General features: G+C 54.5%; 22 protein-coding genes, 1 pseudogene and 1 riboswitch. Of the genes and pseudogenes, 12 read left to right on the forward strand and 11 right to left on the reverse strand.

Annotated elements, in window-relative coordinates; translation table 11 throughout:
- Positions 1-89: 89 nt before the first annotated feature.
- Positions 90-2,291 (reverse strand): catalase/peroxidase HPI, encoded by a 2,202-nt coding sequence (gene katG, locus HUO07_RS12335; RefSeq protein ID WP_176303810.1) that lies wholly within the window; start codon positions 2,289-2,291, stop codon positions 90-92.
- A gap of 574 nt (positions 2,292-2,865) precedes the next feature.
- Between katG and HUO07_RS12340 the strand changes: the two genes are divergently transcribed.
- The 3 genes from HUO07_RS12340 to HUO07_RS21550 all read left to right on the forward strand — a co-directional run bounded on the left by HUO07_RS12340 (position 2,866) and on the right by HUO07_RS21550 (position 5,623).
- On the forward strand, positions 2,866-3,426 hold the full coding sequence (locus HUO07_RS12340) for a manganese efflux pump MntP (RefSeq protein ID WP_176303811.1): 561 nt from the start codon (positions 2,866-2,868) through the stop codon (positions 3,424-3,426).
- Positions 3,427-3,767: 341 nt separating this feature from the next.
- Complete coding sequence (locus tag HUO07_RS12345) at positions 3,768-5,420, forward strand: sodium:solute symporter family protein (RefSeq protein WP_176303812.1); 1,653 nt, start codon at positions 3,768-3,770, stop codon at positions 5,418-5,420.
- 71 nt (positions 5,421-5,491) lie between these two features.
- Positions 5,492-5,623, forward strand: coding sequence for a putative transporter small subunit (locus tag HUO07_RS21550; protein ID WP_217908881.1), 132 nt, complete (start codon positions 5,492-5,494; stop codon positions 5,621-5,623).
- A gap of 72 nt (positions 5,624-5,695) precedes the next feature.
- On the opposite strand, the gene ilvY is transcribed toward HUO07_RS21550, so the two are convergent.
- A complete protein-coding gene (gene ilvY / locus HUO07_RS12350) occupies positions 5,696-6,574 on the reverse strand; it encodes an HTH-type transcriptional activator IlvY (protein WP_176303813.1) in 879 nt (292 codons plus the stop codon).
- A gap of 258 nt (positions 6,575-6,832) precedes the next feature.
- Between ilvY and ilvC the strand changes: the two genes are divergently transcribed.
- Together ilvC and modF are read left to right on the forward strand one after the other, a co-directional pair.
- On the forward strand, positions 6,833-8,305 hold the full coding sequence (ilvC, locus tag HUO07_RS12355; RefSeq protein ID WP_176303814.1) for a ketol-acid reductoisomerase: 1,473 nt from the start codon (positions 6,833-6,835) through the stop codon (positions 8,303-8,305).
- A 118-nt stretch (positions 8,306-8,423) separates the two neighbouring features.
- Positions 8,424-9,926, forward strand: a complete 1,503-nt coding sequence (gene modF / locus HUO07_RS12360) for a molybdate ABC transporter ATP-binding protein ModF (RefSeq protein ID WP_176303815.1) — start codon at positions 8,424-8,426, stop codon at positions 9,924-9,926.
- Positions 9,927-9,975: 49 nt separating this feature from the next.
- On the opposite strand, the gene HUO07_RS12365 is transcribed toward modF, so the two are convergent.
- Complete coding sequence (locus HUO07_RS12365; RefSeq protein WP_176303816.1) at positions 9,976-10,146, reverse strand: hypothetical protein; 171 nt, start codon at positions 10,144-10,146, stop codon at positions 9,976-9,978.
- A gap of 185 nt (positions 10,147-10,331) precedes the next feature.
- Entirely contained in the window at positions 10,332-10,553 is a 222-nt protein-coding gene (locus HUO07_RS12370) for a VF530 family protein (RefSeq protein ID WP_035559405.1), read from the reverse strand.
- Positions 10,554-10,785: 232 nt separating this feature from the next.
- On the opposite strand from HUO07_RS12370, the gene HUO07_RS12375 reads away from it, so the two are divergent.
- From HUO07_RS12375 to HUO07_RS12390, 4 genes are read left to right on the forward strand one after another with little or no spacing between them, the layout of a single operon-like run.
- A complete protein-coding gene (locus HUO07_RS12375) occupies positions 10,786-11,607 on the forward strand; it encodes an aldo/keto reductase (protein WP_176303817.1) in 822 nt (273 codons plus the stop codon).
- Between the two features lie 51 nt (positions 11,608-11,658).
- Positions 11,659-12,072 (forward strand): hypothetical protein, encoded by a 414-nt coding sequence (locus HUO07_RS12380; protein ID WP_176303818.1) that lies wholly within the window; start codon positions 11,659-11,661, stop codon positions 12,070-12,072.
- Complete coding sequence (locus tag HUO07_RS12385; RefSeq protein WP_176303819.1) at positions 12,069-13,028, forward strand: aldo/keto reductase; 960 nt, start codon at positions 12,069-12,071, stop codon at positions 13,026-13,028. Before HUO07_RS12380 ends, HUO07_RS12385 begins: the two co-directional genes overlap by 4 nt.
- Positions 13,025-13,696, forward strand: coding sequence for an MFS transporter permease (locus HUO07_RS12390; RefSeq protein ID WP_176303820.1), 672 nt, complete (start codon positions 13,025-13,027; stop codon positions 13,694-13,696). The genes HUO07_RS12385 and HUO07_RS12390 overlap by 4 nt, the downstream gene beginning before the upstream one ends.
- 118 nt (positions 13,697-13,814) lie before the next feature.
- Here HUO07_RS12390 and HUO07_RS12395 read toward each other — a convergent pair whose 3' ends face one another.
- Positions 13,815-14,420, reverse strand: coding sequence for an outer membrane beta-barrel protein (locus HUO07_RS12395; protein ID WP_176303821.1), 606 nt, complete (start codon positions 14,418-14,420; stop codon positions 13,815-13,817).
- A gap of 313 nt (positions 14,421-14,733) precedes the next feature.
- Here HUO07_RS12395 and HUO07_RS12400 point away from each other — a divergent pair.
- Positions 14,734-14,988, forward strand: a pseudogene (locus HUO07_RS12400) (Txe/YoeB family addiction module toxin).
- A 92-nt stretch (positions 14,989-15,080) separates the two neighbouring features.
- On the opposite strand, the gene HUO07_RS12405 reads toward HUO07_RS12400, so the two are convergent.
- Positions 15,081-16,085 carry a hypothetical protein gene (locus HUO07_RS12405; protein WP_176303822.1) on the reverse strand — a complete coding sequence of 335 codons (1,005 nt, stop codon included), beginning with the start codon at positions 16,083-16,085 and terminating at the stop codon, positions 15,081-15,083.
- A 265-nt stretch (positions 16,086-16,350) separates the two neighbouring features.
- A riboswitch (TPP riboswitch) is annotated at positions 16,351-16,513 on the forward strand.
- 79 nt (positions 16,514-16,592) lie between these two features.
- Between HUO07_RS12405 and tenA the strand changes: the two genes are divergently transcribed.
- Together tenA and thiC are read left to right on the forward strand one after the other, a co-directional pair.
- Entirely contained in the window at positions 16,593-17,276 is a 684-nt protein-coding gene (gene tenA / locus HUO07_RS12410; protein ID WP_176303823.1) for a thiaminase II, read from the forward strand.
- Positions 17,277-17,303: 27 nt separating this feature from the next.
- On the forward strand, positions 17,304-19,205 hold the full coding sequence (gene thiC, locus HUO07_RS12415) for a phosphomethylpyrimidine synthase ThiC (protein WP_176303824.1): 1,902 nt from the start codon (positions 17,304-17,306) through the stop codon (positions 19,203-19,205).
- Between the two features lie 30 nt (positions 19,206-19,235).
- On the opposite strand, the gene HUO07_RS12420 is transcribed toward thiC, so the two are convergent.
- The 5 genes from HUO07_RS12420 to HUO07_RS12440 form a co-directional block, all read right to left on the reverse strand.
- Entirely contained in the window at positions 19,236-20,315 is a 1,080-nt protein-coding gene (locus tag HUO07_RS12420) for an NAD(P)-dependent alcohol dehydrogenase (protein ID WP_176303825.1), read from the reverse strand.
- 244 nt (positions 20,316-20,559) lie between these two features.
- Entirely contained in the window at positions 20,560-20,745 is a 186-nt protein-coding gene (locus HUO07_RS12425; RefSeq protein ID WP_008957666.1) for a CsbD family protein, read from the reverse strand.
- Between the two features lie 138 nt (positions 20,746-20,883).
- Entirely contained in the window at positions 20,884-21,909 is a 1,026-nt protein-coding gene (locus HUO07_RS12430) for a DUF2955 domain-containing protein (protein ID WP_176303826.1), read from the reverse strand.
- Entirely contained in the window at positions 21,899-22,960 is a 1,062-nt protein-coding gene (locus HUO07_RS12435; RefSeq protein ID WP_008957668.1) for an HlyD family secretion protein, read from the reverse strand. Before HUO07_RS12435 ends, HUO07_RS12430 begins: the two co-directional genes overlap by 11 nt.
- A gap of 225 nt (positions 22,961-23,185) precedes the next feature.
- Positions 23,186-23,401, reverse strand: a complete 216-nt coding sequence (locus tag HUO07_RS12440) for an outer membrane protein (protein WP_422822691.1) — start codon at positions 23,399-23,401, stop codon at positions 23,186-23,188.
- Between the last annotated feature and the right edge of the window lie 107 nt (positions 23,402-23,508).

Raw genomic sequence — 23,508 nt, forward strand, 5'->3', positions numbered from 1 at the left:
CCGAACATTGGTTACTATCCAATGTTCGGGGTGCCGTGCATTAGTGATGGGCTCGTGTTTTTAGTGCGAACAAACCATCAAGGGCCCCTTCAGCGGTGCAGGTCGAACCTGTCGTTTTCCATGACCTTTACCCATCCAGCCACAAACTTGTCGATCATATGGCGTTCGCCTCCGTTTGCTGCGAACTCCTCTGCAATGGCGCGCAACTGCGAATTCGAGCCGTAAACGAGATCAACCCGCGAGGCGGTCCACTTGGTCTCGCCAGATGCGCGATCACGACCCACGAAGCGCTCTTCGCTCTCATCAACCGGCTCCCAGACAGTGCTCATATCGATGAGATTGACGAAGAAGTCATTGGTTAACTGGCCCGGACGAGCAGTAAGAATGCCGTCGCTATTGTGGTCATCGGCGTTGGCACCGATGGCTCGCATACCGCCCAATAGCGCCGCCATCTGCGGTGCGCTGAGGTTAAGCATAAACGCCCGGTCAATCATCAGGTGCTCGGCGGGAATGGACGTCGACTGCGCCTGCATATAGTTACGAAATGCATCGTGTCTCGGCTCAAGGTAGGCGTGGGTATCGACCTCTGTCATCTCCTGAGAAGCGTCGGTGCGGCCTGGGGTGAACGGCACAGTGAGATTGTGACCAGCGGCTTTTGCGGCCATCTCGACCCCGACACTGCCTGCAAGAACGATCATATCCGCCAGCGAGATATTCGCCTCAGAGTCGTTTTTGATTTGCTCCAGCCGCTTAATCACGTCCGCCACGCCAGCGCGCACGTTGATGTCCCAGCCAAGCTGCGGTTCGAGCCGAATCCGCGCGCCGTTGGCGCCCCCGCGATGGTCGGTCTGGCGGTAAGTACAGGCTGAGGCCCAGGCCGTTCCCACCAACTGCTTGGCGGTTAGTCCAGCGTTGTCGATCGCCTGCTTCAACGTGGCAACCTGCTCGTCAGTGACCAGCGGCCCTTCATGCTCAGGTACCGGGTCTTGCCAAACGAGCACTTCACTGGGCACCTGCGGGCCAAGGTAACGGGCACGTGGCCCCATATCGCGGTGTAGCAGCTTATACCAGGCGCGGGCGAACTCATCGGCGAGCACGTCCGGATTCTCGCGAAACTCCTTGGATATTTCGAGGTAGATCGGGTCGACGATCATTGCCATGTCGGCAGCATTCATCACCGGTGGATTCTTTTTGCCTTCAACGTGGGCATCGGGCACCCAGAACCCTTCTTTCACCTCTACCGGCTCCCACTGATTGGCGCCAGCCGGTGATTTTTTGACCTCCCACTCGTGGGAGAAAATCGTCTCCAGGTAGGTGTTGTCCCACTTGGTCGGTGTGGGGGTCCAGGCCCCTTCGAGCCCTGAGGTAATGGTGTATTCACCCAGGCCGGTTTCGTGCTTATTGGCCCAGCCAACGCCCATTTCGTGGAGCTTGGCCTCTTCCGGCGCCCCGCCGACGGCATCTGCGGGCCCGTTGCCGTGCATCTTACCGAAGGTGTGCCCGCCTACCGTCAGCGCGACGGTCTCGCGGTCGTTCATGCCCATTCGTGCAAAGGTTTCGCGAACGTCCATGGCCGATTTGGCCGCGTCTGGCACGCCGTTGGGGCCTTCCGGATTGACGTAGATCAAGCCCATTTGCACCGCAGCAAGCGGGTTATCGAGTACGCGGTTGCCGTCTTCGAAACTGCCGGTATAACGCTCATCTTCAGCGGCGAGCCATTCGGTTTCCGGGCCCCAATAAATGTCATCCTCGGGCGCCCAAATATCAGCGCGGCCGAAGCCGAAGCCAAAGGTTCTAAAGCCCATGGTTTCAAGCGCGCGGTTGCCAGCAAATACCAGCAAATCCGCCCAGGAGAGCGTTTCACCATATTTCTGTTTGATGGGCCACAGCAGGCGGCGCGCCTTATCCAAGTTGCCGTTATCCGGCCAGCTGTTGAGCGGGGCGAAGCGCTGTGCCCCGGTGCCGCCGCCGCCGCGACCATCAAGCGCGCGGTAAGTGCCTGCCGCGTGCCACGACATACGGATAAAGAACGGGCCATAGTGACCCCAATCGGCAGGCCACCATGCTTGTGAATCGGTCATCAGGGCATCGACATCGGCGCTCAGCTCGTTGACATCAAGCTTTGAAAACGCCTCGCCGTAGCGGAAACCTTCACCAAAGGGATTGGCGTCCGGGTGCTTCTGATGCAGCACGTTAAGGTTGAGTTGGTCGGGCCACCAGTGCTCGTTGCCTTGCAAACGTGGCGTGGTACGTGCGCCCCACTCCTGGCGTGTAGGCTTTTGATCAGACACGTTATTCTCCTCTCAAGTTGGTAATTCTGGTCGCACCAAGTGTCGAAAAACGGTTGTCGAAACCCTGTTGCCGAAACCCCATTTTCGAAACCCTGTCAGGCCTGCGACACCATTGAAAGATTCCATGAGCCATCAGATATATTGAAGGATTCAACACCGAAACCGTCAAGCTGCGGGACGAGCAAATACGGACAACCGTGTCTAACGAGTTCTGACCATGGCTGGCGCTATTGTCGGTGTGGTCATTATTAACGCCATTAATGCTTAACGTTAACCAACAATAAAAATAACAACTTTAAGTTAATAAGCACCATTAAAGATACAAAACAACCAACGATTTAAAAGAGGTTAAACTATTAAAAAGCAATAAAATCAGCTGCCAGACACATTGTTAGCCAAGGCTATGTTAGTTCACTATTAAAAACTTTATTTTTAAAACGCCGTCTTGTTTGTTCATTAAAAGCTGATAGGATTCAGCGCTATTAAATACCCGATGATTAAACTCAAGTATGGTTTTTGCTTCCATGCTGACAGGGTTTTGCGCGGTACTTTTCAGCGAGCGAGTGCATCTTTCATGACGCCTTTCACCCTGCTATTCCTGGCCGTTTCCATGTCGGCAGACGCCTTTGCCGCCTCCCTCAGCAAAGGCGCCGAGCTGCAAAAGCCGCGCTTCCGGCATGCCATCGGGATTGGCTTGGTATTTGGTGTGATCGAAGCCATTACCCCGATACTCGGCTGGGCAGCGGGTAAGGCGTCGCAACAGTATGTGCAAGCCTGGGATCACTGGGTGGCCTTTACGCTACTCTCCATTATTGGCCTGCATATGATGTATGCCGGGCTCAAGAAAGACGACAAGTTAGTACAGCGCAAACAAACACTCTGGTTATTAGTGTTAACCGCCACGGCGACCAGTATTGATGCCATGGCCGTGGGTGCCAGCCTTGCGTTTATTGATGCCAATATTATCGCCACCAGCTTAGCGATTGGTTTAGCCACTACCGTCATGGCTTCCATGGGCACCTTCCTGGGCCATAAACTCGGCAAGTTTGTTGGCCACTGGGCGGAGCTGATTGGTGGCATCGTATTAATGGGTATTGGTTTAGCGGTATTGGCAGAACACACCGCGTTTTTTTGAATAACCCCCTCCCCACCAAGCGCTCTACTCCCCCGCTCATTAGCGCACCTACCTGTACTGTTCGACCCTAAGGGAGTAGGGTACCCATCCGGATCGACCCTTCCAGCGCTTTGTTGCAGTTCACTGTTACGAACCTCTGTGAGCGTTTACTCCGGCCTTCCTATTAAGGCGCTTCCAACGCCTGAACTTGCACGACCAGGCTGCCAACCGCAGTCTCATCTCGCTACAGACATACCTAGAAAGATGTTCTGTTTTTTGCTTACTTCCTATCGCGGCCACTCCGTTAAGGGAACTGTGGTTGCTATTTAGGATGCTAGGGCTGCAAAGCCTATGGGTATTCAATGAACGAAGAAAATTTCTATCAATTCTCGACCTTAACTGTGCTCGCCTTGCTGGCGGCCTTTTACGGCGGCACTTACCTGCTGACCTTGCTGATCAAGAAGAAAAAGGAAAATACCGACGCCTTCATGGTGTCCAATCACCAGATCGGCTTTGGCCTTGGCGCTGCCAGCATGACCGCCACCTGGATCTGGGCGGCCTCGTTCTACGGCGCCGCTACCTCGGGTTACACCTACGGCATTTCCGGTCCTTTGCACTATGGGCTGTGGGGCGCGTTGATGATTCTGTTCATCTACCCCTTTGGCCGCCGCTTTCGCAAACTGGCGCCCAACGCGCACACCCTCGGTGAGCTGATTCATGCCCGTCATGGCTCTTCCAGCCAGTTGATTCTTGCCTCCTCCAATATCCTCGGCAGCATCATTAGCCTGATGGTTAACTTCACCGCTTCCGGTGCGCTGGTCTCGGTACTCTCGCCACTCTCCTTTCAGGCCGGTGTGGTCATCGCTGGGGTCGGGGTACTCGGCTACACGCTGTGGTCGGGCTTCCGCGCCTCAGTACTGACGGATTTTGCCCAACTGATGGCAATGATGGCTGTCGCCATTCTGATTATTCCAGCGGTGATGTTCGCTCTTGGCGGCCCACAAACACTGTCAGATGGCATGAGTCTTCTCACGCCAGAACAAGCCAATTTGTTCTCGATGGACGCTATTCTCAACCAAGGTGCGCCCTTCTTTGTGGCGGTGCTGGCCTACGCCATTGGTAACCAGACCATTTCCCAGCGGCTATTCGCCGTGCGTGAAGACCACATCAAGCCGACCTTTATCACCGCGACCATTGGTTACGGTGCGATCGTTATCGGCCTGGGCATGATTGGTTTGATGGCACTGATGACCGGCATGGAGCCGATTGATGGCGACATGAATAACCTGATCCCGCAGATGGTATCGATGTATCTCTCGCCGGTGTTTATCGGGCTGTTCTTTATTCTGGTGATCGGTTCGCTCTCCTCCACCGCTGACTCGGATCTTTCCGCTATGTCCGCAATTGTGATGGCCGATGTGTACGGTAAGAACATCGCGAAGAACAAACCCAACCCCACCAAAATGCTCTTTATCGGCAGGCTCACCATGGTCATCGCGACGCTGATCGGGGTAATTCTCGCCAGCTTCTCGATGGATATTCTGATCATGCTGGTCTTCGTTGGCGCACTTTGGGGCGCGATAGTGTTCCCGGTCATCGCCAGCTGCTTCTGGGATCGAGTCACTAATACGGCCTTCACTTCCGCGGTGCTCGCGGGCCTGGTGATGTTCTGCGTCGCACGCTTTGAGTTGCTGCCCATGGTCGGTGTGATCGCGGGGCTGTTTGAATTACTCGCTGCCGTCGGCGGCGGCGTGGTGCTTGGTTTGATGGCCTTCGGGTTCGGCGGACGCAGGGTCGGCTTAATCGTTGGTGCCCTTAGCGCTATTGTGCTGGCCTACTTCTTTATCGGCTTCCTGCAAGACTACACAGTACTGATGGCCTCCTTAATGGCCTATGGCGTCAGCACCATTGTTTGCATTGGCGTCAGCCTGATGAGTTCCAATAAGTTCGACTTCACGCAGATTAATCAAAAAGTGATCAACTACGACCCGGCCAAGCCTGCGACTCAAGGCTAAGCCCAGCGTCACGCTAGAATCACTTCATCCGCTGGTGCGCCAAGCGCACCAGCCAAGCAATAGGAAAGCGCATGCAAACCTTTATCTTGGCGTTATACGTACTGATCTGGCCGTTAATATCACTCGCCATATTCGCGATCATCGGCATCGCCACCGTCAAAGACATCCGCATTGCACGACGCAGTAAGCGCGAGCTGGTGTGACATAGCTATTCATTGATGAACAGCAATTGTAGGGGGAGTAAGTGCGGCAAAGGACTGCCGTGACTTACAGGCCTACATCAAGCTCCAAAAGGCATCGACCAGCGGATTTTTTAAGTTTTTCTTCAACGTAAACAAGCCAATATCGTAAGGTTCCAGCTCAGGCGTCACGTCGAGCACTCGAATACGATCCACCAATGGGCTGTTATCGAGCACAATTTTTGGCACCACGCCAATGCCGAAGCCCAAGCTCACCATACTCACAATCGCCTCATTACCCGTGACCTGTGCATAAATGCGCGGGGCAATATCGCGTTGGCGAAACCATTCGTCCACACGCGCTCTTGAGACACCGCTCTCCGATAAAATCATCGGGATACCCGCCCACTCTTCCGACCCGGTTGGCGAAGTCGCGGGAACGTTCGGCACTTGCTGCTCAAGCGGCGCAATAAATAACAAAGGCGACGTCGCAATGGGCTTAAAGGCTAACCCACGAGGTAAATTGGCGGGGCGTGCCGCGATGCTAAGGTCTTCTTTACCATCCAGCACATGGGCAATCGCGTGTTCCGGATCCCCGGTGCGCAGCTTTATTTCAATCGCAGGATAGGCAATTCGAAAGCGGCGCAGCAGCTCGTGTAGAAAGCTATAACTCGCGGTGACGGAACCGTACAAGCTGATTTCACCGCTTAATTGATCAGCGTTGTCGGTTAACTCATGACGGATCAAGTTCCACTGGCTGCTGGTATCGCGTGCGTATTTAAGAAACTTCTGGCCTTCCTGGGTCAACGCCACGGTCCGATTGTCGCGATTAAACAGCGGCACACCCAGCTCGTCTTCTAAATGACGAATGTTGCGCGACAGCGCAGAAATGCTGATATGGCACTCATCGCTGGCGCGCCCGAAATGCAGCGTTTCTGCCAGGGCGAGGAATTGCTTTAACAGTTTAATATTCATAATAAAGTCGGCGCTCCGCAACTGCGATCATGGCGGTATCCGAATACTAACCGACTGTTTCTAAAAATGGGACGTATTATTGCAAATATATCAATTTAAGAAAGAGTCGTACTTGTATACATTAGCCCTACTCACATGCTCTTAAAGACATGCTCTTACAGACATGGCGCTAGCGTTCACCCCTAGCGACGGTGTCACCCTTTTTAATATCGGTGTACCTTACATCGACACATTGATCATAAAATTAGGATGTTAACGATGGCTAACTATTTCAATACCTTACCGCTTCGCGAGCAATTGGCTCAGCTAGCACAATGCCGCTTCATGCACACCGTTGAGTTTGCTGATGGCGTCGAAGCGCTGAAAGGCAAAAAAATGGTGGTTATCGGCTGTGGCGCACAAGGTCTTAACCAAGGTTTGAACCTACGCGATAGCGGCCTGGACGTTTCTTACGCACTGCGCCCGGAAGCCATTGAGCAAAAGCGCCAGTCTTGGAAAAATGCTTCTGAAAACGGTTTTGTAGTAGGGACTTACGAAGAGTTGATCCCCACCGCAGACGTTGTGTTGAACCTCACCCCTGATAAGCAGCACACCTCGGTGGTAAACGCGGTGATGCCGCTGATGAAGGAAGGCGCCTGCCTGTCTTACTCTCACGGTTTCAACATCGTGGAAGAAGGCATGAAAATTCGCGACGACCTCACCGTCATCATGGTGGCACCGAAGTGCCCAGGTTCTGAAGTTCGCGCTGAATACGTGCGTGGTTTCGGTGTTCCCACCTTGATCGCTGTTCACGAAGACAACGACCCCAAAGGCGAAGGCCTTGCGCTGGCAAAAGCTTACGCGGTCGGTACTGGCGGTCATAAAGCGGGCGTGCTGATGTCCTCTTTCATCGCGGAAGTGAAATCCGACCTGATGGGTGAGCAAACGATCCTGTGCGGCATGCTGCAAACGGGCTCACTGCTGTGCTTCGACAAGATGATCGAAGAAGGTATCGACCCGGGCTACGCCTCACGTTTGATTCAATACGGCTGGGAAACCGTCACCGAAGCGCTGAAGTACGGCGGCGTAACGAACATGCTGGACCGTCTTTCTAACCCAGCGAAGATCAAAGCATTCGATCTTTCTGAAGAGTTAAAAGTCATCATGCGTCCGCTGTACAACAAGCACCAAGACGACATCATGAGCGGTCACTTCTCTAAAACGATGATGGAAGACTGGGCGAACGATGACGCTAACCTTCACAAATGGCGCGCCGAAACCGCTGAAACCAACTTCGAGAAAACACCCGCTGGCGATGTAGAAATCTCTGAGCAAGAGTTCTTCGACAACGGCATTTTGATGGTGGCGATGGTTAAGGCTGGCGTTGAGCTTGCTTTCGAAACCATGACAGCAGCGGGCATCATCGCTGAGTCTGCTTACTACGAGTCGCTGCACGAAACGCCGCTCATCGCGAACACCATCGCACGTAAGAAGTTGTACGAAATGAACGCGACTATCTCGGATACTGCGGAATACGGTTGCTACCTTTACAACCACGCCTGCGTACCGCTGCTGGCAGACTTTATGAAAGGCATCAAGTCCGACGTGATCGGTAAAGGCCTGGATGTCGACGACAACGGCGTTGATAACGCACGCCTGATCGAAGTTAACACCGCCCTTCGTTCACATCCCGTAGAAGCCGTTGGCTCGGTTCTTCGTGGCTACATGGCTGACATGAAAAAAATCGTTTAATCGCCTGATTAACCGATAGACGTTCAGGTCTTCAACACCTAGGCCGCCAAAAAATGCCGAGATATCATCACGATATGCTCGGCTTTTTTGTTCCTAGAACAGCGTAAGGAAGAGAGTAATGGATTCGTTAACCCGCCTAGACGATATTCACCTAGACCATATCCGCCTAACAAAAGCGACGGTCAGCTTTGATGATCGTTTCACGCTAAGCGAGATTGATTGGACCATTACGCCAGAACAACACTGGGTTATCACTGGCCCCAACGGCGCGGGTAAATCCGCCCTAGCGGCTGCGCTAGCGGGCATTGGTGACATTCAGAGCGGTAGCATTCAAGGCGTTCCCAACAACGTGGAAATCGTCTCTTTTGAAGTCCAGGCGGAACTCATCGCCCAAGAGCTGAAAAAAGACGACGCCGACATTATGGACGTCATTTCACTCGGCACCCCCGTCAGTGAAATGATTTTCGACCACTGCCAAGACACTGAACTTGCCCAATCCCTGGTCGAAAAATTTGGCCTAAGCAATCTGCTCGATCGTGCGTTTCGCAAACTTTCCACCGGCGAAACCCGTAAAGTCATGCTGATTCGCGCACTGGCCAACAAGCCTGATTTACTTATTTTAGACGAGCCGTTCGATGGCTTGGATGTCGACACCCTCGCCATGCTGCAAGCACATCTAGCCTCACTCATCGACACCGTACCCATGGTGATGGTGCTGAACCGCTTTGATGAAATGCCGGACTTCATCACCCATGTGGCCTATCTAGATAAAGAACGTGGGGATAAAGAACGGGGGAATAAAGAGCGTGGAGACAAAGGCCGCCTAAAGCTCACGGTTGACCGTCAGGACGACGCCGCCTTCAATGAGCTTTACCAATTACTGCATTTAAAAACCACCGACCTAAGCGTGCCGGAGGCCGACCCCACCAATAAGCTACCCGCTCTCGACCCGAGCCAGCCATTAGTCAAACTAACCCAAGCGACTATCCAGTACGGCGACACCGTGATTGTCGATAAGCTCGATTGGACGATAGAACGGGGCCAGCATTGGCAACTGAGCGGCCCTAATGGTAGCGGCAAAACCTGCGTTTTATCGCTGATCACCGGCGATCATCCGCAGTGCTATACCAACGATATTTTCGTGTTTGGTTTCCAGCGCGGTAACGGCGAAAGCATCTGGCAGATTAAACAGTTTATCGGCTATGTCTCCACTAACCTGCAGTGGGAATACCGGGTAAGCACTAGCTGCAAAAACGTGATTATCTCCGGCTTCTACGACAGCATCGGCATGTACACCAAGTCCACCGACAGCCAGAAAAAAATTGCCGACCAGTGGCTCGCACTACTCGGCATGCAAGACCGCGCCGACCAGCCGTTCAACAAGCTCTCTTACGGCGACCAGCGCCTGCTGCTCATTGCCCGCGCCATGGTCAAACATCCGCCCCTGCTGATTCTAGACGAACCCTGCCTTGGCCTGGACGACATCAACCGCCAACTCGTGCTCGCCCTGATCGAAAAAATCTGCCAAGGCTCAGAAACCACCGTGCTCTACGTCAACCACCACGCGGAAGACCAGATCTCAGGTATCGAGCATTATTTAGCGCTTAAGAAAAACAACTAATTTTTCAGATAGTTAAGAACAGTAACGATACTGAAAAATGGCCAGCCAGCTAGTCTTTTTTGGCTATCGTTACTTCAATAGATTTGCTATCGCCAGCAAACCATTTCTGAACATACAGAGTGCCCACGATAGGCGCCGTTCCTGCATCAGGCACTTCCTTATAGCGCACGCTGTTTTTGGTTTCTTTCTCGTATTCAAACATGACTACTTTCTTCGACATGACATTTACCCGCTAAATAACGACAATTGATTCGCCAAGCACCCCTCCAACAACGGACTGTGCTTGGTTTGGATCACGCGATTTATAGTGCCTTATTCCACATAACCGTAACTCCCTTCAGCCTTTTGCAATTTCGCTGAAAACGTGGAGCCCTCGATTTCTTCTCATGGATCAATATTGCCGCATTAATCGGCAAACGTCTTAATATACAGCGCTTCAACTTTATCTCGCGCCCATTGTGTTTTACGTAAAAATTTCAACGAGGATTTGATGGAAGGATCACTGTAGAAGCAGTTGATGTTGATTTCTTCGTATAAGCCAGCCCAGCCATAACGCTCGAACAAGCGAGTTAATATCGTTTCGAGGCTTAAACCATGCAAAGGGTTATTAGGTTGCGGATGGTTCATCAAGTCATTCCCAGTGTCATTGTCAAAGCCCTATCCATTACTGCTAGGCTACCAATAACTTAGATTACCAGAGGAGCTTAAGAAAGCGCAGCCGGAATGGAAGTCGACTGCGCCTGCCATGCATTGATTTTACGCATCAGACGGTAAAAGCGTACCTCCAACGTCATTTTTCTGAAACGATATTTGAACCTTGGGGAATCACATTGATGCCTAATACTATAGAGAGAGCAATATGCAGACGATTGAACTAGGCGGCGTAAGCGTACCCCGTATCGGCCAGGGCACTTGGCACATGGGCGAGGATGCCGGGCAGCGGCAGGCTGAGGTCAGGGCGCTGCGTGAAGGGCTGGATCTGGGCATGACGCTGATCGATACCGCAGAGATGTATGCCGAGGGCGGCGCCGAAGAAGTCGTTGGCCAAGCAATCCGTGACCGGCGCAATGAGGTGTACCTGGTCAGCAAGGTCTACCCCCACAACGCCAGCACTAAGGGTGTTCAAGCCGCCTGCGAGCGCAGCCTGCGCCGGTTGGGCACCGACACTATCGATCTCTACCTGCTGCACTGGCGCGGCCAGTACCCACTGAGCGAAACAGTGGAAGCGTTTGAGCGCCTGCGCGAGCAGGGCAAGATTCTGCGCTGGGGCGTGTCGAACTTTGACACTGACGACTTAGCAGAGCTCGACGCGCCCGCGTGCGCCACCAACCAGGTGCTCTACAACCCCGAAGCACGCGGCATTGAATACGACCTGCTGCCCTGGCAAGCACAACACAACATGCCTCTCATGGCCTACTGCCCCATCGGGCAAGGCGGCGCGCTACTGCATGACGCCGCCCTGCAACGCATCGCCGACAAACACAGCGCCACCCCCGCGCAAGTCGCGCTTGCCTGGGCGCTGCGCCACCCCGGTGTGATTGCTATTCCTAAAGCCGTGAATCTGGAGCATCTCAAACAGAACGCCAAGGCAGATAACGTCAGGCTCGACGAAGAGGATTTGGCACAGATTGATGCCGCCTATCCCTCGCCAACGCGTAAGCAGTCTTTGCAGATGGTGTGAGGACGAGCCATTAACGGACTAGGATTAACGGACTAGGACAGGAGCGCTGTCATGTCACTGCCCGCCCCAAAATCCAATGCCTGGATCAGCTTCCTCGCCCACCTGCTGTTTATCCTCGCGGCGTGGACGCTGTTCATCAAATACCTGTTCCCTGTGGGTTACGCGCTGGCCTACGGCGAGCCCTGGGCACGCTATATCTATTGGGATCTATGGCCACTGGCGCACGTCTGGCTAGGCTGGGCGCTGCTCGAACGGCCTCGCTATACGCGTGCACTGGCGGTAGGCATGTCCGTCATTGAAATCCTTATCATCAGTACCCTGTTCGTCCGTTTTCTCGCCGACCCTGAGTGGTCGATCTGGCGTACCAACTGGTTTGTGAATAAGGTATTTGTGCTGACATGCTTTGTTCTGGTGTTGGCTGCCACGGTGCCGATTCAAAAAAATCGGAAGGAGCGACCGCTATGAGCCCTCTCATCAAGCACCGCACCAAGCATCGCATCACACGCAGACAAAGCCTTACGCTCATCGGCGCCACGCTCGCCGCCATAGCGCTTCCAACCGCATCGCTTTTTGCCAACACGGCCGGGATGCGCCAGAAGGCTTTTGCGGGCACGGACAAAAAACTGCCCGTTATCGGCATGGGCACTTGGCGCACCTTCAATGTCGGTAGCGACCCGAAGTTGCTCGATGCACGCACCGAGGTGGTCAAGGCATTCTTCGAGCATGGCGGTGGTCTGATCGACTCTTCACCCATGTATGGCTCGGCGCCGGATGTGATGGGCTATGCCTTGCAACAGCTCGGCACGCCCGAGAGTCTGTTTGCCGCAGAGAAGGTCTGGAGCCCAGCCGGTGGTTCCGCCCGTGAGCAGGTGGCCGAGCTTAAAGACCGCTGGCAGGTGGAGCACTTCGATCTGGTGCAGGTACACAACCTGACGGACTGGCGCGAGCACTTGGCAGCGCTGCAGGAAATGAAAGCCGAAGGCGCCATCCGCCATGTCGGCATCACCACCTCCCACGGGCGCCGCCACGGCGAGATCGAGCAGATCATGACGTCAGAGGATATCGACTTCGTTCAGCTCACCTACAACATCACCCATCGCGAGGCCGAAAACCGGCTACTGCCCCTGGCGGAAGAACGAGGCATCAGCGTGATCGCCAATCGGCCTTACGATGGCGGCAGCCTGATCAAGAACCTCAAGCGCCGTGACGTGCCATTGCCCGAGTGGGCCAACGAGGAATGCGGCTGCACAACCTGGGCGGACTTCCTACTGAAGTTTATCATCAGCCACCCGGCGATCACCTGCGCGATACCCGCCACTACCCAAGTCGAGCATATGCGCGAGAACATGCGTGCCGGCCACGCCCCCATGCCCTCGCCCGACGCCCGGCAGCGGATGGCCGCCACTATCGAGTCGCTGTGAACGCCTGGACGAGCTACCGGCTAAAGGACTTTATTCCCTTCACGGCGGAGGTTTACTTTCGCCTGCTGGAGCGCATGGGCGAAACCTTCTGGCCGCTGCATTTGCTGACCCTGGCGTTGGGCGCCGCCACCCTTGTGCTGGCACTGAAACACCGCCCGCGAATCGCCTGCCTACTACCCGCCCCACTCTGGGCCTTTGTCGCCGTCGCGTTTTTCTTTCAGCGTTATGCAGAGCTCAACTGGGCAGGGGGCTATGTCGCGTACGCTTTCATCGCCCAAGCCGTGCTGCTGGTAGTGATGGCACTAACAGGATGGGGAATGGATAACGAACCACGCGCAACAAACCCACCGGTTGCTATAGGTATAGCCATCACCCTCTTCGGCCTACTAATAATGCCGCTGATGGCTCCGCTAAGCGGCGGCTCCTGGTACCAGGCAGAAGTGTTCGGCATACACGCCGACCCCACGGCGGTTACCACGCTAGGCTTGGTGCTTATCATGCTCCGGGGCTTCGCTCTCTGGATCGCCGTTATCATTCCAGCGCTCTGGCTGGTCGTTTCAGGCCTAACGTTGCAAGTGCTGGATTCGTCGGGCGCCGCCGTGCTGTTCGGCGTACTGGCGATTGCGCTGGTTGGGCTGGTCTGGAAAAGCATCGAGTCTAGGCGATAACGTCGCAGCAACGATGGCGGCGTGCCACCTAGCAGTATGCGAGGGTTGCGCGAGATAAAACAGCAGCGCCGGGGCTCGCCCCGGCGCTGATATTGCACATGGCAAAACAAATTGACAGTTAGAAGCGGAAACCGGCTGACGCGGTGAAGGAGTCGATCTTATAGTCGCTGTCGAAGTCGTAGCGCTCGTATTCGGCACGGACCAGGAAGGGATCGAAGTTGAACTGCGCGCCGACACCGTAGACCGGATCGGTGCCGTCCTGATCTTCTAGATCAACGCTAGCACCGCCAAGGTTACCGTCGATGTCGGTTTGCCACTTGGCCACACCGGCCTTGGCGAAGGCGGTAAACCAGGAGGTGATGGGCAATTGACCGACCAGACTCGCCCCGTAGGCGTCGGATTCCAAATCGGTATTGGCGTCACTGTTACCCCTCAGGCGCGTACGACCAAGATCGGCATAGAAGATTTCGGTAGCGAAGTAAGGATTGAATTCGTAGCCGACGAAACCTTTAAAACCGTTGTCTTCTTCATCATCCAGATCAAAGTCTTCGGCGCCATCGGAGATGAAATCGCCGACTTCATCGTCATCGTTCTCCAGCGAGCTGAAGCCGGTACCGATCCCCAGATAGAGTCCATCAGCATTGGGTGCGGCGAATGCCGACGGTGCCGCGGCGAGCAGAGCGGTAGAGGCAAACGAGGCGGTAAGTAGGGTTCTGAGTTTCACGTGTATTCTCCTTGTGACGACTTACTGTGAACGATTCTATGAATCGTCATGGTATTGAAAGGCTATCCTGCCGTGATTCACGCAATGTGATAGTCGTTTGATTCACACGTATCAAACATAGGAAGAACACTGTTCGACAACAAGGAGGCGTCAGTTACGAAAGGTAAATTTTTGTTGCAAAAAAAGCACCTCTACCGGAAAGGAAAGGCGCTTCGGTCATCGACTCAGAGCCGAAAACGGTTCATCAATATGGCGAGCATTGCAGTGTTATCGAACTGGAGCAAGGTGGTGGAAAGGAAAAGGAACTTCTTGAATGAAGCTCATCTTTTCCGACAACGCCTGGGAAGACACTCAGTACTGGCAGAAAACCGACAAGAAGATTCTTAACCGCATCAACAAGCTCATCAAATAAGCCAAGCGAGAGCAATTTGAAGGAGTCGGCAAACCAGAGCCCCTCAAACACAGCCTCGCCGGTTATTGGTCTCGGCAAAACACCGAAGACCACCTAATGGTATACAAAGTCACGTATGGAGCTTTGCTAATTACCCAGCTCCGGTACCACTACTGATTTAACGCCTAAGCTCAGTTGACGCCAGAGCGCGAAGCGCAGATGGAACCCAAAACGCAACAGTGTTGTGGGCAGTCAACTGCAGCGCTTTGTTATGCGAACTGCTCATTGAACATTTTTTCCACATACTGCGTTTCTTCACCTCGGGGACAATCGACCGCTGTATAAACTTGCAGAAAATTCACACCCTCAAGCGTCTGGCCAGCCCCTTTTGTTGTAACGTTAAACCGCACTAAGGGGAGTTTTGCTGAATACTTCTGCAATGCTGTTAAATATTGCCCCTCTATCAGACGGTCTCCGACCAGCAATACGCCGCCGCTCCAGAAGATAAAAGACAGATTACGTGTTGAATCTATTATGTGTATCTGGGATTTGATTTGATTATCCCAAAATACTTTTTCTAAACGATTATAAAACCGAGCGTGATCGTAGTTTCCGATTTCAAAGCAAAGAATATTGATCATGATTCCACGCCATTGTTTTCTTCCGATGGAATCTGGGGTCAATTCGTAGTGAGCGGAGCCTAACTCAAGGAATTTTTCGCCAAGCTTCGAAAGCTTTTTTTGTTGTGCTTCAAGGAAGCCCAAATACTCGAATCTCGATAGTAAAATTTGAAGAATCGGGTCGTTTGTTTCCAACAGCTGTTTCGTTTGCTGAGCAGTTCCGCCCGGAGACATCAGATCGAATTTATTTTTTATGTATATTTCACGCATGAAGCGGACGTCATCCATGGAGAGTGCTTTTGCGCCTTGAATAAATAATTGACGCTCTCGCTCTGGGACTGAATTTATAATAAACCGCTTCAGTAAGTTGGCATATAAATCGGTTTTCTTATCCTCGATATCCTGTATGCAACTAGCAAGTAGTGAGTGATAGTCGTCTGGGTCAAATTCGCCATAGAGAATCTCTTCTTTTTCCTTTGGCTCCCCTTCGGAATCTAGCAATACGCTATGAAACCGAACTAGCCGTTCTTCGTTTCGGTCCTTGATATACTGATTGGCATGATCAAACAAAGTTCGGCCAGCCTCAAACATTAAATTCCCACCTGGAATCGCCGCGGACAACCCCTCTTTTGCTAGAATCTGGGCAATAGTCATGGCTGATCTTTTCGATCTATCTAGACTTTTCTTCTTTTCCATAATATTGCCTAACAGTTATTATACGCCCTGCTGCATAACCTCGATGAACGCGTTGGCTCGTTGATTCAGGTTTTGTAGCCGCCCAATTTGACTCTACCCATTGATTCTTCAGGTAGCAAAGCAAATTTTGTCAGTATATCCAGAGTTCTCAGCTTACGCGATTCTCCATCTCCAATCACGCCCCCTTGCATCTCCCCCACCCGCCTCCTACACTCCACCCACGAACAGCTTGACGGGGTGCCGGTGAATCCGGCTGAGATGGCGCAGAGTTTGTCCTTTTAAGGATGCTAAGCGCTGGTCCCGCTGAACCTGATCCGGCTAATGCGCTGCTACTTACACAAGTTCGCAGCGCGGGTACCGGCGTAGGGATCAAGCGATGGCCGCGGCGCTCCTTTACGCCACCCTTCCGTGCCATTTCCTCGATCTTTTTCGCCTTCCCTCCGGATCATTACTACCGGAGGCAACATGGGCTACCGCTTTACCGATCTCACCACCGCTTGCCAGCAAGATTGGCGCGCCTATATTGAGCACGATTTTGTGCGTCAGATGGGCAATGCCACGCTGCCTGAGGCGTCGTTTCGCCACTATTTAAAGCAGGATTACCTGTTTTTGATTCACTTCGCCCGCGCCTATGCGCTGGCTGCTTATAAAAGCCCCACCCTCGCCGATCTTCGCCAAGCCCATGAAGGCTTGAAAGCCATTGTGGACGTGGAGCTGGGCCTGCATGTGGGCTTTTGTCAGGAGTGGGGGATTTCCGAGCAGGAGCTGGCCGAACTTCCCGAAGCCAGGGCCACGCTGGCCTACACCCGCTATGTATTAGATACCGGCAACCGCGGCGACCTGCTGGATTTGCACGTGGCGCTGGCCCCCTGCCTGGTCGGCTATGGCGAAATCGCCAACTGGCTGAACGCTCAGCCCTCTACCCTGCGCGGCACACAAAACCCCTTTGATGCCTGGATCGCCATGTACGAAGGCGACGAGTTTCAGGCTGCCATGCAGGCGGAGCTTGAATGGCTCAACGCCCGCTTGGCCGATGTGACCCCTGCCCGCTTTCGTGAGCTGAGCAAAATCTTCCGTGATGCTACCCGCCTGGAAATCGACTTCTGGCAGATGGGCTTAGATCTGATAGACGAAGACCTCACTCATTAATTACTAATAACTAAAAGGAACCTACCCATGAGCAAAACGAGCCATTTTCTAGCCGAAACCGCCCAGGTTGATGCCGCCGCCATTGCGCCGCTGCCCGCTTCGCGCAAGGTGTATGTGGAAGGCTCGCGGCCAGATATTCGCGTGCCGTTTCGGGAAATCACCCTCTCGTCCACCAAAACCAGCAGCATTGATGAAGAGAACCCGCCGCTGCTGGTGTACGACACCTCCGGCCCTTATACCGACCCCAATGCGCAGGTTGATCTACGCCAGGGCCTGCCTGCCCTGCGCCGCGCCTGGATTGAGGAGCGCAACGACACCGAATTTCTAGCGGGGCCAACATCTGATTACGGTAACCGTCGCGCCAACGACCCGACCCTTGCCCAGCTGCGCTTTGATTTAACCCGCACACCACGCCGCGCGAAAGCAGGCAAGAACGTGACCCAACTGCACTACGCCCGCCAAGGGATTATTACCCCGGAAATGGAGTTTATCGCCCTGCGGGAAAACCAACGTAGGCAAACGTTAGGCACCGCTGAGGTGGAGCGTATTTTGGGTCATCAGCACCCCGGCCAAAGCTTTGGCGCCAGCCTGCCGGAAGAGATTACGCCGGAATTCGTGCGCGATGAAGTCGCCCGTGGACGGGCAATTATTCCCAATAACATCAACCACCCGGAAAGCGAGCCGATGATCATTGGCCGCAACTTCCTGGTCAAGATCAACGGCAACCTGGGCAACTCGGCGGTGACGTCTTCCATTGAGGAGGAAGTGGACAAGATGACCTGGGGCATCCGCTGGGGCGCGGATACCATCATGGATCTCTCCACCGGCCAGAACATCCACGAAACCCGCGAGTGGATTCTGCGCAACTCGCCGGTGCCGATTGGCACGGTGCCTATCTATCAGGCGCTGGAGAAGGTCAACGGCGTGGCCGAAGACCTCACCTGGGAAGTGTTCCGCGATACGCTGATCGAGCAGGCGGAACAGGGGGTGGATTACTTCACCATTCATGCGGGGGTGCTGCTGCGCTATGTGCCGCTCACCGCCAACCGCGTCACCGGCATCGTCAGCCGTGGCGGTTCCATCATGGCGAAGTGGTGCTTGTACCACCATCAGGAGAGCTTCCTGTATACCCACTTCGAGGAGATCTGCGAGATCTGCAAGCAGTACGATGTGGCGTTCTCGCTGGGCGACGGCCTGCGCCCCGGCTCCATTGCCGATGCCAACGACGAAGCGCAAATGGCGGAGCTAAAAACCCTCGGCGAGCTGACTCATATCGCCTGGAAGCACGATGTGCAGGTGATGATCGAGGGCCCCGGCCATGTGCCCATGCACCTTGTTAAAGAGAACATGGATAAGCAGCTGGAGTACTGCGACGAAGCGCCCTTCTATACGCTTGGGCCGCTGGTGACGGATATCGCCCCCGGCTACGACCACATTACCTCCGGCATTGGGGCGGCGATGATCGGCTGGTTTGGCTGCGCCATGCTCTGCTACGTGACGCCGAAAGAGCATTTGGGCCTGCCCAACAAGGACGACGTGAAAACCGGCATTATCACCTACAAGATTGCCGCCCACGCAGCGGATTTGGCCAAGGGCCACCCGGCGGCGCAGCGCCGTGATAACGCGCTCTCCAAGGCGCGCTTCGAATTCCGCTGGGAAGACCAGTTCAACCTGGGCCTAGACCCGGATACCGCCCGGGAATTCCACGATGAAACCCTGCCGAAGGACTCCGCCAAAGTGGCGCACTTCTGCTCCATGTGCGGGCCAAAGTTCTGCTCCATGAAGATCAGCCAGGAAGTGCGCGACACCTACCGTAACCGCACGCCGGAAAACGCCAGCGAAAGCGACGCCGAGGCGGTGAAGCGCGGTATGCAGGAGCAGGCGGAGAAGTTCCGCCGGGAAGGCAGCGCGCTTTACCAAGAGGTATAAAAAAGCGGTATCGCACGCTGCCTGCGGCCCTCAGGAAACCTTGAGGGCCACTTTCAATACGCCGTCGCGCTGGTGGGAGAACAGGTCGTAAGCTTCGACGATGTTCTCAAGCGCGTAACGGTGGGTGACCATGGGGCCAAGATCTAACCGTCCGGCGGCAATGATGCTCATCAGCCTGCGCATGCGCTCTTTGCCGCCGGGGCATAGTGAGGTAACGATCTTGTGATCGCCCAGGCCCGCGCAGAAAGCGCCCAGCGGAATCGTCAGGTCTTGGGAGTAAACGCCCAGGCTGGAGAGCGTTCCGCCGGGTTTTAGCACCCGCAGAGCGGATTCAAAGGTCTGTTGCAGGCCAAGCGCTTCAATCGCGGAATCGACGCCGCGCCCGCCGGTGATTTTGAGAATTTCCTCGACCACATCCACCTTGCGGAAATCCAGCGTTACATCCGCGCCCATCTGCTTGGCCATGGCCAAACGCTCATCAACACCGTCTACCGCAATGATCATCCCGGCCCCACGCAGCCGTGCGCCCGCCGTAGCGCATAGGCCAATCGGCCCTTGGGCGAAGACCGCCACCGTGTCGCCAATTTTGATACCGGCGGCTTCGGCACCGGCAAACCCGGTGGACATAATGTCCGGGCACATCAGCACCTGTTCGTCGGTCAGGCCGTCCGGTACTGGCGAGAGGTTGGCCTGGGCATCCGGCACCAGCAGGTACTCGGCTTGGGCACCATCGATGGTGTTACCAAAGCGCCAGCCGCCCATCGGTTTATACCCGTGGCCGTGGTGGCCGCCATCCTGCGAGCAGCAATCGTCCTGGCAGGCGTAGGAGGTAAAACTGGGGCAGATCGCCCCGGCAATGACCCGTTGGCCTTCCTGGTAGCCTTTAACGTTGGCCCCCAGTTTTTCGATAATGCCCACGGGTTCATGGCCGATGGTTAAGCCGCGCTCCACCGGGTACTCACCTTTCAGGATATGGACATCAGTGCCGCAGATCGTGGTGGTGGTCACACGCATCAGCGCATCGTTGGGGCCGATCTCGGGAATGGGTTTTTCGTCAATCTCGATGCGGCCGGGCTCAACGAAAATGGCCGCTTTCATCATGGTAGGCATGGGGCGCTTCCTCAGTGAAGGGAGTCATGACACTTCGCCATTAAGCTATAGCTGAGCGCGCGCTTTATTGCGCTACATCAAGCATTGCATCGTTAAGGCACCGCTATAATGCTGACCATTTTTGATTTTAAGAAAGCGTAGTGAAGGAGATAATACGCGGGGTGGGAGGCAATCATGACTTTTCATTAATCGCTTAAACGCCAACAGGGGGCCGAGGCCCCCTGTTGGTATCAGAGTTACGTTATTAGCGCTTTTTCTTTTGGCTATCCTTGGCGTCGCCTTTGCCTTTTTGCATTTCACCTTTCGCCTGCTGGGCTTTACCTTTAGCTTCTGTTTTGTGACTGTCAGTCGCTTTGCCTGCGGCTTCTTTGGCTTTACCGGCTGCTTTGTTGCCTGCGCCTTTTGCTTTATCTTCTGTCCCCGTTGTCATGACAAACACCTCTAATCCGTTAGTAGGGAAAGCATCGTATGTGAAGGTGCACACGGCACGTCAATCACACATCGACACCTCATCAGATTAGCCTTTATTAAAAAAGTTGCGCTACTTTATTTATGATTGATGGCAGGTTTATGTGGTTAAGCGGGTTGGCTCCCAGCGATTCAATAAAAAATGCAGACAGGCCATGACGAGCAGGGTGAGTGTCAGCGCGACGCTCATGGAGGAGAAGCGGTAAAGCGCGCTATAGATCAAATCTTGCTGCGGGCCTAGCGATTGTCCAAACAGAATCCCCAAGGCGGTTAGCCCGCCAAAACCGATCCCCGACCCGGCGCCTTCAATGATATGTTCTCGCGCAAAGAGCATTAATCCTAGCCAGTAGAGCAGCATCACCAGTAGAAAGTGGTGGCTCTGGGTATACAGCAGCAACTGCATCAATAGCGCTAGATTACAGCCCAGCAGCGTGCCCACGGCGCGCTTGGCGGCGGAGACCTTCGCACCGGAGTACCCCAGTGCAAACAGTACCAAGATGGTTGCCATCTGCGCGGAAAGCGACCCCTGCAAGTCAAACACCTGAAACACCACAAAAGAGAGCGTGGCGGTCAATGCGCCAATCAAGGTTTCATGGCGTATCTGCGAGGCTAGCTTGGTAGCCCCCGGTGGTGGCTTACGCGGTTCAACATCAGGAAAAAGCGTATGCATCAGCATGGCGATAAACACTGCCAAACCGCTGGCAACAAGATTGCAGGCCAATAGGTCGCTCAAATCCACACTCGGGTAACTGGCGAAGTGGAGCAGAATGCTGAGCGTCAGCACGCCGTTAGCGCCAAACAGAAACAGCGGCCCTTTCGCCATCAGGTTAAAGCGAAACAGAAACATCGCCAGCACCACCAACGTCATCACCACCGGCATATGCTTGAGCAGCCCGACCACCAGGCTCACCTCAAGCACATTGAGCGATACGTTGGCTAAAAACTGGCGAATGATATGGCCATTGAGAATAGGCACCATGCCGAGCAGAAACATCGGGAAAACGGTGAAAAACACCCCATAGTTCCAACCCATTAGCTGGCTGATCACAAAGCCCAGCGCACCGCCGCCCGCCACGCGAAGGCACTGCCGCAACCCGTTCTGGGTTAGCCTAGACTCAATAAACATAGTGAAGCCAGCTGATCAGGTGTGACTGCAGCCATACAAAAGGCTTGGCTAGGGCCGCGTCACCGGGTTGAAGCTGCACCGTGGCACGTGCGCCGCTGGCGAGAGCGTTGGCAACCGGTTCTGTTAGCGCGATGTGCACACGCATGCGCTGGGCATCGCGTACCCAGCGGTCGGTGGTGGGGATATCGGCCAGTTGGCCATCGGCAGCCAGTTGCCCTTCGCGTACACCGGCATCCATGGCGAGCACCTGTGCATCAAACACCTGCCCCGGCCAAGCATCAAACACTACTCGCGCCGTATCGCCGGGTGCCACATGGCGCAGGCTCTTTTCACGGAAATCGGCAATGATATCTATCTCATCCGCCACCACGGCTAACGCGGGCTGGCCAGTCTGAACGTAGTCACCTACGTCCAGCTGCAGGTTGGTCACACTCCCCGCTTGTGCCGCGCGCACTTGGGTATGGGCAAGGTCCAACTGGGCCTGAGAGAGCGCGTTGTCGGCTTGGCGCAAACGCAGGTTGGTCTCACCTGAATCGCCCAGTTGGACCTCCAAGCTAACGATTTTCGCCCTGGCCGCCGCCACGCTGGCTTGAGCGGTGCGCTCAGCGGCCACCTGCTGTTCATACTGTTGGCGCGATACGCTTTGCCGCGCCATTAGTGTTTCCGCTCGGCGAAGCTCGCCCCGCCGCTCGGCAGCCGTGGCTTCAGCGGAGGCCAGTTCTGCCTGCGCGGAGGTTAGCTCCGCTTCCAGGCGAGCATTCTCCCGTTCGGATTGCTCACGATTAAGCTGCGCCTGCTCAACCGCTAACCGAAACGGCGCCGGGTCTATCTGAAACAACACATCGCCCTTTTCCACGTGCTGATGATTGCTCACCAAGACATCGCTTACCGGGCCGCTGAGTTCGGACGCAATCCGCGTTACCGGCCGCATCACCCTCGCCTCTGGCGTCATGGGCATAAAGCTATCAGCAAGCAGAAAGTAGATAAATAGCAGAACAAAGGCAGCAACCGCCACCTTCACCCAGCGGGCAAATGTTTGATCAGGGGTCATGCAGAGCTCACTTGTTAGCCACCAGGAGAAGGCCTGGTTAGCACCACTTAACGGGTGCGTTTCTTATGGGAAATGACGTGGGAGACTTTAGTCTAACAATCAATTAGCTGGCTAACAATGTTGATCTGCTGGCTACCCGCTTCACTGCTGGTTTATAAAAGCAAAAAGCCCCATGGCGTGAAGACCATGGGGCTGCGAGTTGCGCTTCGCTTTTTTGACTAGCCGTTAAAACCGGTAGCGTAAACCAACGCTAGCCGCATCGAAGGTGTAGTCAGACTTATCCAGATAGCGCATGTAATCTGCGCCCACCGATAAATTGGGGGCTACATCCATTTCCGCACCGCCGCCATAGGAAAAGCCGCTTTCCCGATTACTATCAAGCTCTACTTCCGTGAAACCCGCTAAACCATATAGCCTTACTTCGGGTGCTAAGTACCTGATCTAAAGTTTTCGTGTAATATCCATGCCAGGATTTCTGACACGGACAGAACCATGGAAAAACGCTTCGTTGCCCCTCTCACTGAACCTGAACAACAGACGCTGACCTC

The sequence above is a fragment of the Vreelandella maris genome (genome assembly GCF_013371085.1).
In the GTDB taxonomy this organism is placed as follows: Bacteria; Pseudomonadota; Gammaproteobacteria; order Pseudomonadales; family Halomonadaceae; genus Vreelandella; species Vreelandella maris.